Below are 12,913 nucleotides of genomic sequence, written 5' to 3' on the forward strand. Positions count from 1 at the left end.
GCTGACACAGTGGTTCAGGCGCTGCGCTGTACCGCCATCTGTGCCAGGGTCTCCAGCGCCTGCCTGTGCTGGGATTCCGGCAGGATGGCGAGGGCGGCAATGGCCTTGTCGGCCTCTTCCCGGGCTCGCTCGCGGGAGTACTCCAGGGCCCCTGTGCGATCCAGGATGGCCAGGATGCGCTCGAGATGCTCCATGCCGTTGCGGTGCTCGATGGCGTCGCGGATGAGCTGACGCTCTTCCGGGGTGCCCACGGCCATGGCGCGCAGCAGCGGCAGGGTGGGCTTGCCTTCGGCCAGATCGTCACCGACGTTCTTGCCCATCTCATCGCTCTGGGAGCAGTAATCCATGACGTCATCGATGATCTGGAAGGCGGTGCCCAGGTACTTGCCGTAGTCGGTCATGGCCTGTTCGACGGGCTCGGGCTGATGGGTCAGCACGGCGGCGAGGCGGGTGGCGGCTTCAAACAGCTTGGCGGTCTTGCAGTAGATGACCGTCATGTAGCTCTCTTCCGTGGTGTCCGGATCGTTGCAGTTCATCAACTGCAGCACTTCCCCCTCGGCGATGGTGTTGGTGGCATCCGACAGTATCTCCATCACCCGCAAGTTGGAGAGTTCGCTCATCATCTGGAAGGAACGGCTGTAGAGGTAGTCGCCGACCAGGACGCTGGCGGCATTGCCGAACAGCGCATTGGCGGTCTCCCGGCCGCGGCGCAGGTCGGATTCATCGACCACGTCGTCATGCAGCAGGGTGGAGGTATGAATGAATTCGATGATGGCGGCGAGCTTGAGATGGTCCTGACCTTGGTACCCCAGTGCGCGGGCGGCCATTACCGTCAGCATGGGGCGCATCCGTTTTCCGCCTGCACTGACAATGTAGAAACCCAGCTGGTTGATCAGGCTGACATCGGACTGGAGTCTGGCCAGGATCAGTTCATTGACCGCCGTCATGTCGGCGGCACAGAGCGCACGGATAGTCTGTTGGTCCATAAGTCTCGTAACGTGACGGCAGCAATTACTGCGTTTTTAGCAATGGCGGGGATTCTACACGATTTCACAATGGGTTACAGTTAAGCGTTTATTCACGGCGGCAGATATGCGCACAAAATAAACTTTTTGCTAAATTGGCCTTGCCTAGGCAAATCGTTCTGCGTAGAATGCCCGCCCATTGTTATAGGTTTTTGCGCGTGTCTGGCCTTGAGCAAAAGACACGCCTTTACGGAGTTAATCAAATGTACGCGGTATTCCAAAGCGGCGGAAAACAACACCGTGTGGCCGAAGGTCAAATCGTTCGTCTGGAAAAGCTGAACGTTGAGACTGGCGCTACCATCGACTTCAACGAAGTTCTGATGGTTGCTGCAGGCGACACTTTTAAAGTAGGTGCTCCTTTCGTTGAAGGTGGCAAGGTTGTAGCTGAAGTTGTGGCTCACGGCCGTGGCGAGAAAGTGACTATCGTCAAGTTCCGTCGTCGTAAGCACCATCGTAAGCAAGCGGGCCACCGTCAGTGGTTCACTGAAGTCAAAATCACTGGCATCAGCGCTTAATTAGAGGAGTCCGATAAATGGCACATAAAAAAGCTGGCGGTTCATCCCGCAACGGTCGCGATTCTGAAGCTAAACGCCTTGGCGTTAAGCGTTTCGGCGGCGAAACAGTTCTGGCAGGCAGCATCATCGTTCGTCAACGTGGTACCAAGTTCCACGCTGGCACCAACGTTGGTCTGGGCACCGATCACACCCTGTACGCGAAAGCGACTGGCAAGATCCTGTTCGAAGTTAAAGGTCCGCTGAATCGTAAGTACGTCAGCATCGTTGCTGAGTAATTACGGACCGCAAGGATCCGAAGCCCCGCCAACAGGCGGGGCTTTTGTTTTTCTGATGAGTTTGACGAAAAAACGGCACGCGGATGAGCCGGCGCAGACGGGCCTCATCGGCCAGTTGCGTCTCGCCCCAAGGGGCCTGTACCACTATAATTGCGTATCGGTTTTTCGAATTAAGGTGACGGTTACCTATGAAGTTTGTTGATGAAGTCCAGATTCGAGTCGATGCCGGTGACGGTGGTAACGGTTGTGTGAGCTTTCGCCGTGAAAAGTACATCCCGAACGGTGGTCCGGACGGCGGTGACGGTGGTGACGGCGGCGATGTCTATCTGATCGCCGACGAGAACCTGAACACCCTGATCGACTACCGTTTCGAGCGTTTCCATGCCGCCGAGCGTGGCGAGAACGGCCAGAGCGCCAACTGTACCGGTCGTCGCGGCAAGGATCGCACCCTGCGCGTCCCGGTCGGTACCCGCGCCAGCGATGAAGATACCGGTGAACTGCTGGGAGATCTGACCACCCACGGCCAGAAGCTGCTGGTCGCCAAGGGCGGTTTCCATGGCCTTGGCAACACCCGTTTCAAGAGCTCGGTCAACCGCGCACCCTATCAGAAGAGCAACGGCACTCCGGGTGAAGTACGCACCCTGAAGCTGGAACTGCTGCTGCTGGCGGATGTCGGCATGCTGGGTCTGCCCAACGCGGGCAAGTCCACCTTCATTCGCGCCGTCTCTGCCGCCCGCCCGAAAGTGGCCGACTATCCCTTCACTACCCTGGTGCCGAACCTGGGTGTGGTGCGTGGGGAGAACTCCCGCTCCTTCGTCATCGCCGATATCCCGGGTCTGATCGAGGGTGCCGCCGAAGGCGCTGGCCTCGGTATCCGCTTCCTCAAGCACCTGGAACGTTGCCGCGTGCTGATCCACCTGGTGGATATCTGCCCGGTTGACGGTTCAGATCCCGCCGAGAATGCCGTGACCATTGTCCGGGAGCTGGAGAAGTACAGCCCCGAGCTGGCAGGCAAACCGCGCTGGCTGGTGTTCAACAAGATGGATCTGATCCTGGAAGAAGAAGCCCAGGAAGTGATGGACAGAGTCAAGGCAGCCCTGAACCACGAAGGTCCTGTCTATGCCATCACTGCCATCAGCAAGGAAGGCACCAAGAAGGTCTGCTACGACATCCTGGATCTGCTGGACACCATGCCCCGTCAGCTGGAAGCCGATGCCAAGGCCGCCATCGAGAAGGTCGAGTTCAAGTGGGACGACTACCACAAGAACCAGCTGGCCCAGGCCGAGGCGGAAGCCCTGGCGGCCTCCAAGGCCTTCGATGAGGCACTGGACGATGACGACGACTGGGATGACGAAGATGACGACGGCGTCGAAGTGATCTACGTACGCGACTGAGACACTCTCTCGTGACAATACCGGAGCCCCGACAGGCTCCGGTTTTTTTATGGGAGGATCGACGGGATCACCATATAGATATATTTCTCATGCCACTTATTGCCTGCCAACCGCAACTGATTATACTTCGCCCCTGAACGTAACCAATTTGAAACATTATGCTAACCTGTCAAACTGAATTGATATGCATGACTGTTTTGGTTTGTTCTTATGGATGGTTTGCCTGATAAAATATTTATGCTTGAAATAATCCATTAAAAGCTTGTTTGTGCAGTTTTTTGGGTTATTCTTGCGCCCGTTTGCCGGGCGAGGGCATGAATATGCAGGCTGCCTGGCTGAAGGAAAAGTCATATTTAAGGCTGTCTATCATGTTGGAAAAGACCCTGGAAGCACCGGCGACCCATACTCGCCGCAACGTGCTGATGTTTTTGATCCCGTCGCTCATCGGGATCCTGCTGTTCATGACCCCCGTCATCTATGACGGCAATGTCACCATCCCCGTCGCCGTGCTGGCGAAGCTGGTACAGACGGTGTTCGCCGATTATCTGGTGGCCATGGTCAGCGCCATCATTACTACCACCATGCTGATGACGTTGATCGCCTGGTTGTTCAAGCCGGCGATCCTGGTGAGACGCCCCTTCCTCAACAGCCTGTTCAACGTCTCCCCCTTCTGGGCCTGCGTGCGGGTGCTGGGGGGCCTCTTCGTGCTGCTGACCTTCTTCGAGGCCGGTCCCGAGGTGCTGCGTTCCGGGGCAACCGGTGGCCTGGTGCTGCACGATCTGCTGCCGGTGCTGTTCTCCGTCTTCATCTTCGCCGGCTTGCTGCTGCCGCTGCTGCTGGACTTCGGTCTGCTGGAGTTTGTCGGCACCATGATGACCCGCATCATGCGCCCTGTGTTCCGCCTGCCGGGTCGCTCCGCCGTGGATTGCTTCGCCTCCTGGCTGGGGGATGGCAGTGTCGGCATCCTGCTCACCAGCAAGCAGTACGAGGGCAAGTTCTACACCCAGCGTGAAGCCGCCGTTATCGGTACCACCTTTTCGGCCGTCTCCATCACCTTCTGTCTGGTGGTGATCTCCCAGGTGAAGCTGGAGCACATGTTTGTCCCCTTCTACCTGACCGTCTGCCTGGCCGGCGTGGTGGCCGCCATAGTGGTGCCGCGCCTGCCCCCGCTCTCCTGGAAGAAGGATGTCTACAGCGACGGTACCCCCCTGTGCCGCAAGCAGGAGGCCATTCCCCATCAGCACAGCGTGCTGAGCTATGGCTATCAGCGGGCCCTGGCCAAGGCCGACAGCATGACGGATCTCGGCGCCGTGGCGCGGGAAGGGGTGAAGAACGCCCTGGACATGGTGTTTGGCGTGTTGCCGGTGGTCATGGCGATCGGGACCTGTGCCCTGATGCTGGCTGAGCACACCCCCATCTTCAACTGGCTGGGTGCCCCCTTCGTGCCCTTGCTGGAGCTGCTGCAACTGCCGGAGGCCGAGGCGGCGTCCAAGACCATCATGGTGGGCTTCGCCGACATGTTCATCCCGGCTGTGCTGGCCTCGACCATAGAGAGCGACATCACCCGCTTCGTGATCGCCGCCATGTCGGTGACCCAGCTCATCTATATGTCGGAAGTGGGCGCCCTGCTGCTGGGCAGCAAGATCCCGGTCAAGCTGTGGGAGCTTTTCGTCATCTTCCTGCTGCGCACCCTGGTCACCCTGCCGGTCATCGCCGGCGTGGCGCACCTGCTGTTCTAAGGGGCTGCCTGGAGATGAAAAACGGTCAACCTGGGTTGACCGTTTTTTTATGGGCGCTCGGGGGATAGCGGCTAGCGCGGCTCCGCCAGCAGGGCCTGGCAGGCAGCCTCGTCCAGCTGCTCTGGGGCGAGGAAGCGCAGGGCATAGTCCCGCCAGACACCGCTGTCGACGAAGAGATCGAAGAGCGCCCCGTCTATGTGCCGCTCCTGCACCATGCGCAGCATGATGGTCAGCGACTGGGAGACCGTCTTGCCCGACTTGTAGGGACGGTCGCTCGCGGTCAGGGCCTCGAAGATGTCGGCGATGGCCATGATGCGGGCGGGGATGCTCATCTGTTCACCCAGCAGCTGGCGCGGGTAGCCGGTGCCGTCCATCCGCTCGTGATGGCCTCCTGCGATCTCCGGCACCTTGCGCAGGTGACGGGGAAAGGGGAGCCGCTCCAGCATGCGGATGGTCTGGATGATGTGATCGTTGATCTTGTAGCGCTCCTCCTCGGTGAGGGTGCCACGGCCGATGGCGAGGTTGTAATGCTCCCCCCGGTTGTAGAGATGGGTGGGGACCCTGACCTTGAAGCCCCAGGGATTGTGTCTGGCCAGGTTGTCGTGGGCGGGGCGGGGAATGAGGTGGACCGGCTTGTCCGCCAACAGCGGCTCGCGGCAGGGCAGCGGAGCCGCCTCGCCGGAATGGCGCTTGCGCTCCTCCGGGCTGACGCCGAGGCGATCATCCAGGGTGCGCAGCCAGGTGCGTCTGGCGATGGCATCGAGCCGTGCCAGTTTCTCCGGTGCCATCCACTCGCCCCCCAGGTTGCACTCGGCGACGAAGGCGAACTCCTGATCCAGTATCTGCCAGAGCGGGGCCACGGCCTCGAGGGCCGCCTGTTGTTCGGGGGCGGGCAGCCGGGCCGCGAGCGCCTCTATATGGGCGTCGCGCTTGAGCACCTCGAAGCGGGTGCGGATCTCGTGGATCCTGTCGTAGATGGTCTCCAGCTTGGTGGCCTTGTCCACCACGAACTCCGGCGTGGTGACCTTTCCGCAGTCGTGCAGCCAGCTCGCGATATGGATGGCCTCCCACTCCTCGTCGCTGAGGGTGAAGTCGCCAAAGGGGCCCTGCTGCTGGGCGCAGGCCGCCTCCGTCAGCATGCGGGTCAATTCGGGTACGCGTTGGCAGTGGCCTCCGGTGTAGGGACTCTTGGCGTCGATGGCGCCGGCGATGAGCTCGATGAAAGCTTCCAGCAACTGCTTTTGTTCTTCCAGAAGGCGTTGATTCTCGATGGCGGAGGCGGACATGCCCGCCAGCGCCTCTATGAGGCTGATGCGCGACGCCAGCTCCCGCGGCGCGCAGTCCGGCAGGATCAGCAACAGGCAGCCGATCAACTCCTGGCGGTGGTTGTAGAGGGGTTCGGCCAGCAGTTGGCGGGGACCGGGGAAGGGGCCCCAGTCGGCGAGGTAGTGCGACCACTGCTCGGCGTTGAGCGTCAGGCTGAGCCGCTCGGTATGATAGAGGCCGCCGAGCAGGGACTCCTGCCAGTGTACCCGCTCACAATCCAGGGGCTGCCGCTGCCAGATGGCCTGAACCGCCGTCATCTGCTTGTCCTGGGCCAGATAGAGGCAGCCGCCCTCCGCCTGGGCCGCCGCCACCGTTTCGTTCAGTATGCGGCTGAGCAGGGAATCGAAGCGGTGCTCGGCCGCCAGCGCCAGACCCATGCTCATGAAGTTGCCGAGGGTCAGTCGCATGCTGGACATGGCGCGGGCGAGATCGTCTATCTCGCGGATCGCCGAGTCTGGCCGCTCGCTCTCGCCGAAATCGAAGTGCTGGATCCGCTCGGCCTCCTGTGTCAGTGCCAGCAAGGGGGCGGCGGTGCGCCTCGCCACCAGCCAGATGACGGGCAGCAGCAGCAGCAGGCCGGCCAGGGCCCAGGCCAGGTTGCGCAGAGCGTCTTGGCGGGCCGGTGCTGTGAGCTCGTCCGCCGGTACCAGCAGGGCCAGATAGAAGGGGGAGTCCTCGTCGAGGGAGGAGAGGTTGACCAGCCAGTCTCGCCCATCCTCGGCGGCCAGTGTCAGCTCGGTCGGTTCGTGCAGCAGGGCAGGCCTGGAGGCCATCTCCTGTTGCAGCTTGGCCAGTATGGGATGCTTGAGCGCCGACAGCATGGGCAGGCGACTCAGTTGTTCGAAGCTGGGTAGTCGCTCGGGATCCGTTGCCAGCAGGGTACCGAACTCGTCGAACAGCACCAGCTGGCAGTGGCTGGGCAGGGGCAGCTCGCCGATGAGGGAGGAGAGCCCCTCCACACCGGCATCCAGCCCGATCACCGCCCGGCGATCATCGCTCTCCACCGCCAGCGTCATGCCCGGCTCCTTGGTGGTGAAGAAGAGATAGGGGTGGGTCACTATGATGCCCGTGCCCCAGCGGGCCTCCTTGTACCAGCCGCGGTCGCGGGGATCGAACTGGTAGTCCGGCATGGGCCGCCGCTCCAGCAGCCGCAGGCGCTGGTTGAAATAGAGAAACTCTCCCCGGCCCTCAGTCAGGCTCTGCACCAGCAGGTGGCTTCCGGGAGGGGGACTGTCCAGCAACCCCCTGGCCCGCTCGGTCAGCTTGCGCACCAGAAAGAAGTCGCCGTTCTCGTAACCGGCGTAGATGGCGCCATAGCTGGCGCTGTTGGCCAGCACCTCGGCCAGCTGGGGCAGGTAGCCTAGGCGGGACTCCAGGCTGGTCATGGCGGCCAGCTGGCCACTGCGCAGCAGGCTCAGGGACATGCGGGCCGGGCGCTGGTTCAGCTTGATGGCGAGCGCCAGCTGTTCCCTGTACTGCTGGAAGTTTTGCCGTTCGTGCTCCAGCCCCTGCTGCATGCCCTGCTGGAACTGCAGCATGATGAGGGCCCCCCCCAGCACGGAGAACAGCAGTATGAAAAGGGTGGCAATGTGCACGTAAAAGGGCTTGCTGCCGAGGCTTGCTTTTGTCATGGACCTGTCCTTGTCCTACGGGCGCTCCCCGCGATGATCTGCTAACAGTGTGCTCGCAAGATGACAAAAAGCATAGGAGCTGGCTGACAAGAGGAACCGCTATCTTCCGGCGCTCCCTGGTCGCCCTTTGCATGGTACGGGGGGCTGTTACCCCGGCAGCCTGGTCAGGTGATTCATTCAGATATCTCGTGCTACATTGCTCCACTGGTGAATCGCCTGTGAATCAATGGAGTGTCCCATGTCTGCCATCCCCTATTCAGTCCTGGATCTGGTGCCCGTCCCCGAAGGAAGCCAGCCAGCCGAGTCGTTCCGTCATTCGCAGGATCTGGCCCGGCATGCCGAGCGTTGGGGTTATCACCGCTATTGGCTGGCGGAGCACCACAACATGCCGGGGATCGCCAGTGCCGCCACCTCTGTGCTCATCGGGCATCTGGCCGGAGCCACCAGCACACTGCGGCTGGGGGCCGGCGGCATCATGCTGCCGAACCACTCCCCTCTGGTTATCGCCGAGCAGTTCGGCACCCTCGCCTCTCTCTACCCGGATCGCATCGATCTCGGCCTTGGCCGTGCGCCCGGCACGGATCAGCGCACCATGCAGGCGCTGCGCCGCCAGCGCAGCGGCGAGGTGGATGACTTCCCTGCGGACGTGCGCGAGCTGATGGGCTACTTCGGCGACGAGGTGGGCGCCGTGCAGGCGGTGCCCGGTCAGGGGCTGCACGTGCCGATCTGGCTGTTGGGTTCCAGTCTCTACAGCGCTCAGCTGGCGGCCGCCATGGGGTTGCCATTCGGCTTTGCCTCTCACTTTGCTCCCGGCCTGCTGTTGCAGGCACTCGAGATCTACCGTACCCAGTTCCGCCCTTCCGCGCGCTGGCCCAAGCCTTATGCGGTGGTCTGCATCAATGTGATCGCCGCCGACACAACCCGGGAGGCCCGCTTCCTTTTCACCACGCTCCAGCAGCAGTTCCTTCGCCTCTATCGGGGCGATGCTGGCAAGCTGCCGCTGCCGGTGCAGAGCCTGGGAGAGGAGTGGTCGCCCCGGGAGCTGATGGCGATGGAGCAGACCCTGGCTCGCTCCCTGGTGGGGGATCCGGATCAGGTGCGTCACGGCCTCAAGGCCCTGCTGGCCGAAACCGGGGCTGACGAGCTGATGTTCAACGGTCCCATCGTCGATCATCAGGCCAGGTTGCGCTCCTTCGAGATCGCCGCCGAGCTGATGCGGAGCCTGTGAAGGTCTGCCCGGGCGCGCTGGTCTGTGCGCCCGGGCATAGGTACCAATCCAACAGCTAGTTACAACTGATTGATTTTAAAGAATAGTCAGGTAGATGTCGGCCCTCTGTCGTATCACCACTGGCCTCACCGGCCCTATGCTGGCCCTGTCAGTCACCACAAGGAGTTCGAGATGATCGTCAGGAAGTTGAGATTGCAACGGGGTTGGTCCCAGGATCAGTTGGCGACCCTGACTGGCCTGAGTGTCCGCACCATACAGCGGATCGAGCAGGGCCAACAACCTGGACTGGAATCCCTCAAGGCCCTGGCCTCCGTCTTTGAGCTCGATGTGACTCAACTGCAGGAGAGCGAGATGAAAGGGAACGAGATAGATAGTCAGGGGACAGTGCATGTGGCCAGGGATGAGCGAGAGGCGATGAAGTTCGTCGAAGGGCTCAAAGGCTTCTACGGCCACCTGATCAGCTATGTGCTGGTGATAGGGGGGCTGTTTGTCATCAACTACCTGAGCAACCCGGATTACATCTGGGCCTGGTGGCCCATGCTGGGCTGGGGGCTGGGCCTGATGTCTCACGCCATCAACCTGTTCCAGCCATTCAAGCTGTTCGGGCCCGACTGGGAGCGGCGCCAGGTCGAGAAACGGCTGGGGCGCAAGCTGTAGGCCAGAGGTTCACCCATGAGAAACGGGCCCGACATTGCCGGGCCCGTTTTATTGTCCGTTTATCGCCTAACTCGGTGCTGGCTGGGCGGCTGCACCGACGGCTTATTTGGCGTAAGCGGGGCAGGGGGTCGCTATCAGGGCATCGTCTTCATAGCGCCAGAGGGTGAGGCTGTTGCCCCAGACGCAGCCGGTGTCCAGCCCCTTGATGTCGTCCTTGCCGGTGGCCCCCATCAGGGCCGCCCAGTGGCCGAACACCAGTATGGGGTCATCCACGTGGTGCTCCCGCTGCTCGAACCAGGGGCGCAGGCCAGGGGTGGACTCGGTGGGCCCCTTCTTGCACTTGAAGTCGAGTCGGCCATCGAAGTAGCAGAAGCGCATCCGGGTGAAGGTGTTGATGATGTAGCGGTAGCGCTCTATCCCCAGCAGATTTTCGTCCCAGCTATCGGGCTGATCGCCATACATGTTGTGCAGCAGCCAGCTGTACTGATCGCCGCGCAGCAGCGTCTCCACCTCGCGGGCGCAGTTGCGTGCCGTGTGGGCATCCCAGGCCGGAGAGAGACCGGCATGGATCATCATGATGGGCAGATCCGGGTGCTCCGCCAGCAGGGGACGGTGGCGCAGCCACTCCAGCAGCTCGTCCCGATCCGGGGCCTCCATCAGGGCCTGCAGCTTGTCTTTCTTCTTGAGGGGGGCGACTCCATGAGCCACCGCCAGTAGGTGCAGGTCGTGGTTGCCGAGCACGGTCACGGCGCGGCTTCCCAGTGACTTGACGAAACGCAGGGTGTTGAGAGAGTCCGGTCCGCGGGCGACCAGGTCGCCGCACAGCCAGAGGGTGTCGTTGTCGGGGTCGAATTCGGCAAGATCCAGCAGACGGCGCAGATCGTCGTAGCAGCCCTGGATATCACCGACGAAACAATTCGCCATGAAACCTCAGTTGATAATGTTGGGAACGGCCAGTGTGAAAGGGGCTATGGGGGCCTCAAACTGCTGCCCCGATTCGTCTTGCAGGGTGTAACTGCCTTCCATCACGCCGAAGGGGGTGGGGAGGGGAACGCCACTCTGATAGGTGAAGGTCTCGCCGGGGGCGATGAAGGGCTGCTCGCCCACGACCCCCGGACCTTCCACTTCCAGCATCTTGCCATCGGCATCCGTGATGAGCCAGCGCCGATGCAGCAGCTGCACCTTGCCCGGCCCCAGATTCTCTATCTCGATGAGATAGAGAAAATGGTAAGGATCCTCGGTGCCCGCCACATAGCTGGGGTGCGGGCGAACCACTATCCGGGGGGATGCCATGGGATCAGGCCTGCTGCTGATCGGCCAGCCAGTTGGCGATCATGACGAACTGCTCGAGGGAGAGGTTCTCCGGGCGCAGGTTGCCATCTATGCCAAGCTCGGTCAGCTGAGCGTCTGTGATGAAGTTGGAGAAGCTGTTGCGGATGGTCTTGCGACGTTGGCCGAAGCCCTCGGTGCAGACCCGGCTCAGGCAGCGGATGTCTTTCGCGACTATGGTCGGGTTCTTGTGCGGGATGAGGCGCACCACGGCCGAGTCGACCTTGGGGGCCGGCTTGAAGGCGCCCGGGCCCACTTCCAGCACAGGTACCACCTGGCAGTAATACTGGGTCATCACGCTCAGGCGGCCATAGGCCTTGCTGCCGGGACCGGCGGCCAGACGCAGTACCACTTCCTTTTGCAGCATGAAGTGCATGTCCTCCACCCGGTCGGCGAACTCGCACAGGTGGAAGATGAGCGGGGTGGAGATGTTGTAGGGCAGGTTGCCGAAGATGCGCAGGGGCGGTTTGCCTTCCCCCATCAGGGTGCCGAAGTCGAAGCGCATGGCGTCGGCCTCGATCACCGTCAGCTTGTCCTTGAGGGTCGGGTGCTCGCGCAGGCGAGCCGCCAGATCCCGGTCAAGCTCGACCACCGTCATCTTGTCCATCTGGGAGGCGACCGGTTCGGTCAGTGCCGCCAGACCCGGGCCTATCTCCACCAGGTTCTGACCCGGCTGCGGGTTGATGGCGGCGACTATCTGGTCGATCACATAGCGGTCGTGCAAGAAGTTCTGACCGAAACGCTTACGGGCCGTGTGGCCCATGTGCACCTTGTTGCTCTGCACCTTACTGCTCATATCTTTTTTTCTCTACCATCTGGATGGCGTGGTTAATCGCGGTAACCAGGCTGCCCGAGTCTGCCAGGCCCTTGCCTGCCAGATCCAGTGCTGTGCCGTGATCCACCGAAGTACGGATGAAAGGAAGTCCGAGAGTGATGTTGACCGAGTTGCCAAAGCCCTTGTATTTGAGCACTGGCAGCCCCTGGTCGTGGTACATGGCGAGTACCGCATCCGCATCCTTGAGGTATTTCTCCTGGAACAGGGTGTCGGCCGGCAAGGGGCCGACCAGATCGATCCCTTCCTGGCGCAGGCTGGCCAGGGCGGGCTCGATCACGTCGATCTCTTCACGGCCGAGATGGCCCCCTTCCCCGGCATGGGGGTTGAGGCCGCAGACGTAAATTCTGGGGTGTGCTATGCCGAACTTGCCCTTGAGATCCGCATCCAGGATGCGGATCACCTTGGCAAGGCGCTCCTGCGTGATGGCCATGGCCACGTAGGCGAGGGGAATGTGGGTGGTCGCCAGCGCCACCCGCAGCCCTTCGGTGGCCAGCAGCATCACCACGTCGGCGGTGTCTGACTGCTGGGCGAAGAATTCGGTGTGGCCGCTGAACGAGACGCCCGCCTGGTTGATGATCCCCTTGTGCACCGGCCCTGTCACCACGGCGGCGAATTCGCCGCTCAGGTTGCCGTCGCAGGCGCGCTGCAGGGTGGCCAGCACATAGGCGCCATTGCCCTCGTCGAGCTCGCCCGGCACCACGGGGGCGCCGAGGGGAACGGGACAGACCGTCAGGGTTCCCGCCCGCTGACCCCTCACGGGGGCTGCGGCATCATAGGGCTCCAGTTCGATGGGCAGCCCCAGCAGGGCGGCGCGCTCGCGCAGCAGCGCCGGGTCGGCGATCACCACCAGCTGGTGCGGCCAGTCCCGCTGGGCTATCTGCAGCACCAGATCCGGACCTATGCCGGCGGGCTCACCCGGAGTGATGGCAAGACGATGGCTGTTCATCTGCTCATCGCCC

At 62.0% G+C, this 12,913-nt stretch carries 12 protein-coding genes; 6 read left to right on the forward strand and 6 right to left on the reverse strand.

All coding sequences use genetic code 11. The annotated features are described in order from the left end of the window. Positions 1-14: 14 nt before the first annotated feature. The gene (gene ispB / locus WIR04_RS04145) at positions 15-986 is read right to left on the reverse strand and encodes an octaprenyl diphosphate synthase (protein ID WP_338890688.1); all 972 of its coding nucleotides are present in this window, start codon (positions 984-986) and stop codon (positions 15-17) included. Between the two features lie 242 nt (positions 987-1,228). Between ispB and rplU the strand changes: the two genes are divergently transcribed. From rplU to WIR04_RS04165, 4 genes are all read left to right on the forward strand, one after another. After that, a complete protein-coding gene (gene rplU / locus WIR04_RS04150; RefSeq protein WP_005304210.1) occupies positions 1,229-1,540 on the forward strand; it encodes a 50S ribosomal protein L21 in 312 nt (103 codons plus the stop codon). 17 nt (positions 1,541-1,557) lie between these two features. Then, positions 1,558-1,815, forward strand: a complete 258-nt coding sequence (rpmA, locus tag WIR04_RS04155) for a 50S ribosomal protein L27 (RefSeq protein WP_005311678.1) — start codon at positions 1,558-1,560, stop codon at positions 1,813-1,815. Between the two features lie 188 nt (positions 1,816-2,003). After that, entirely contained in the window at positions 2,004-3,209 is a 1,206-nt protein-coding gene (cgtA, locus tag WIR04_RS04160) for an Obg family GTPase CgtA (RefSeq protein WP_025328121.1), read from the forward strand. Positions 3,210-3,577: 368 nt separating this feature from the next. After that, the gene (locus WIR04_RS04165) at positions 3,578-4,948 is read left to right on the forward strand and encodes a YjiH family protein (protein WP_338890691.1); all 1,371 of its coding nucleotides are present in this window, start codon (positions 3,578-3,580) and stop codon (positions 4,946-4,948) included. 71 nt (positions 4,949-5,019) lie between these two features. Here WIR04_RS04165 and WIR04_RS04170 read toward each other — a convergent pair whose 3' ends face one another. Continuing rightward, positions 5,020-7,905: an HD domain-containing phosphohydrolase gene (locus WIR04_RS04170; protein WP_338890693.1), complete on the reverse strand. Its 2,886-nt coding sequence runs from the start codon at positions 7,903-7,905 to the stop codon at positions 5,020-5,022. 238 nt (positions 7,906-8,143) lie between these two features. Between WIR04_RS04170 and WIR04_RS04175 the strand changes: the two genes are divergently transcribed. Continuing rightward, positions 8,144-9,133, forward strand: coding sequence for a luciferase-like monooxygenase (locus WIR04_RS04175; RefSeq protein WP_289983464.1), 990 nt, complete (start codon positions 8,144-8,146; stop codon positions 9,131-9,133). Positions 9,134-9,304: 171 nt separating this feature from the next. Then, positions 9,305-9,790 carry a 2TM domain-containing protein gene (locus WIR04_RS04180; RefSeq protein WP_338890697.1) on the forward strand — a complete coding sequence of 162 codons (486 nt, stop codon included), beginning with the start codon at positions 9,305-9,307 and terminating at the stop codon, positions 9,788-9,790. Between the two features lie 102 nt (positions 9,791-9,892). Here the strand turns inward: WIR04_RS04180 and WIR04_RS04185 are convergent, their stop codons facing one another. The 4 genes from WIR04_RS04185 to pdxA are packed head-to-tail and all read right to left on the reverse strand — an operon-like array spanning position 9,893 to position 12,900. Beyond that, on the reverse strand, positions 9,893-10,714 hold the full coding sequence (locus WIR04_RS04185; RefSeq protein ID WP_025328115.1) for a symmetrical bis(5'-nucleosyl)-tetraphosphatase: 822 nt from the start codon (positions 10,712-10,714) through the stop codon (positions 9,893-9,895). A 6-nt stretch (positions 10,715-10,720) separates the two neighbouring features. Further along, entirely contained in the window at positions 10,721-11,083 is a 363-nt protein-coding gene (apaG, locus tag WIR04_RS04190) for a Co2+/Mg2+ efflux protein ApaG (protein WP_025328114.1), read from the reverse strand. A 4-nt stretch (positions 11,084-11,087) separates the two neighbouring features. Further along, positions 11,088-11,915, reverse strand: coding sequence for a 16S rRNA (adenine(1518)-N(6)/adenine(1519)-N(6))-dimethyltransferase RsmA (gene rsmA / locus WIR04_RS04195; RefSeq protein WP_041204338.1), 828 nt, complete (start codon positions 11,913-11,915; stop codon positions 11,088-11,090). Beyond that, the gene (gene pdxA, locus WIR04_RS04200) at positions 11,905-12,900 is read right to left on the reverse strand and encodes a 4-hydroxythreonine-4-phosphate dehydrogenase PdxA (RefSeq protein WP_139435017.1); all 996 of its coding nucleotides are present in this window, start codon (positions 12,898-12,900) and stop codon (positions 11,905-11,907) included. The genes rsmA and pdxA overlap by 11 nt, the downstream gene beginning before the upstream one ends. Between the last annotated feature and the right edge of the window lie 13 nt (positions 12,901-12,913).

The organism is Aeromonas rivipollensis, assembly GCF_037811135.1.
GTDB classification, from domain to species: Bacteria; Pseudomonadota; Gammaproteobacteria; order Enterobacterales; family Aeromonadaceae; genus Aeromonas; species Aeromonas rivipollensis.

Coding starts and splice junctions, on each gene's coding strand:
- ispB (WP_338890688.1), bottom strand. CDS start 986: ATGGACCAACAGACTATCCGTGCGCTCTGTGCCGCCGACATGACGGCG.
- rplU (WP_005304210.1), top strand. CDS start 1,229: ATGTACGCGGTATTCCAAAGCGGCGGAAAACAACACCGTGTGGCCGAA.
- rpmA (WP_005311678.1), top strand. CDS start 1,558: ATGGCACATAAAAAAGCTGGCGGTTCATCCCGCAACGGTCGCGATTCT.
- cgtA (WP_025328121.1), top strand. CDS start 2,004: ATGAAGTTTGTTGATGAAGTCCAGATTCGAGTCGATGCCGGTGACGGT.
- WIR04_RS04165 (WP_338890691.1), top strand. CDS start 3,578: ATGTTGGAAAAGACCCTGGAAGCACCGGCGACCCATACTCGCCGCAAC.
- WIR04_RS04170 (WP_338890693.1), bottom strand. CDS start 7,905: ATGACAAAAGCAAGCCTCGGCAGCAAGCCCTTTTACGTGCACATTGCC.
- WIR04_RS04175 (WP_289983464.1), top strand. CDS start 8,144: ATGTCTGCCATCCCCTATTCAGTCCTGGATCTGGTGCCCGTCCCCGAA.
- WIR04_RS04180 (WP_338890697.1), top strand. CDS start 9,305: ATGATCGTCAGGAAGTTGAGATTGCAACGGGGTTGGTCCCAGGATCAG.
- WIR04_RS04185 (WP_025328115.1), bottom strand. CDS start 10,714: ATGGCGAATTGTTTCGTCGGTGATATCCAGGGCTGCTACGACGATCTG.
- apaG (WP_025328114.1), bottom strand. CDS start 11,083: ATGGCATCCCCCCGGATAGTGGTTCGCCCGCACCCCAGCTATGTGGCG.
- rsmA (WP_041204338.1), bottom strand. CDS start 11,915: ATGAGCAGTAAGGTGCAGAGCAACAAGGTGCACATGGGCCACACGGCC.
- pdxA (WP_139435017.1), bottom strand. CDS start 12,900: ATGAACAGCCATCGTCTTGCCATCACTCCGGGTGAGCCCGCCGGCATA.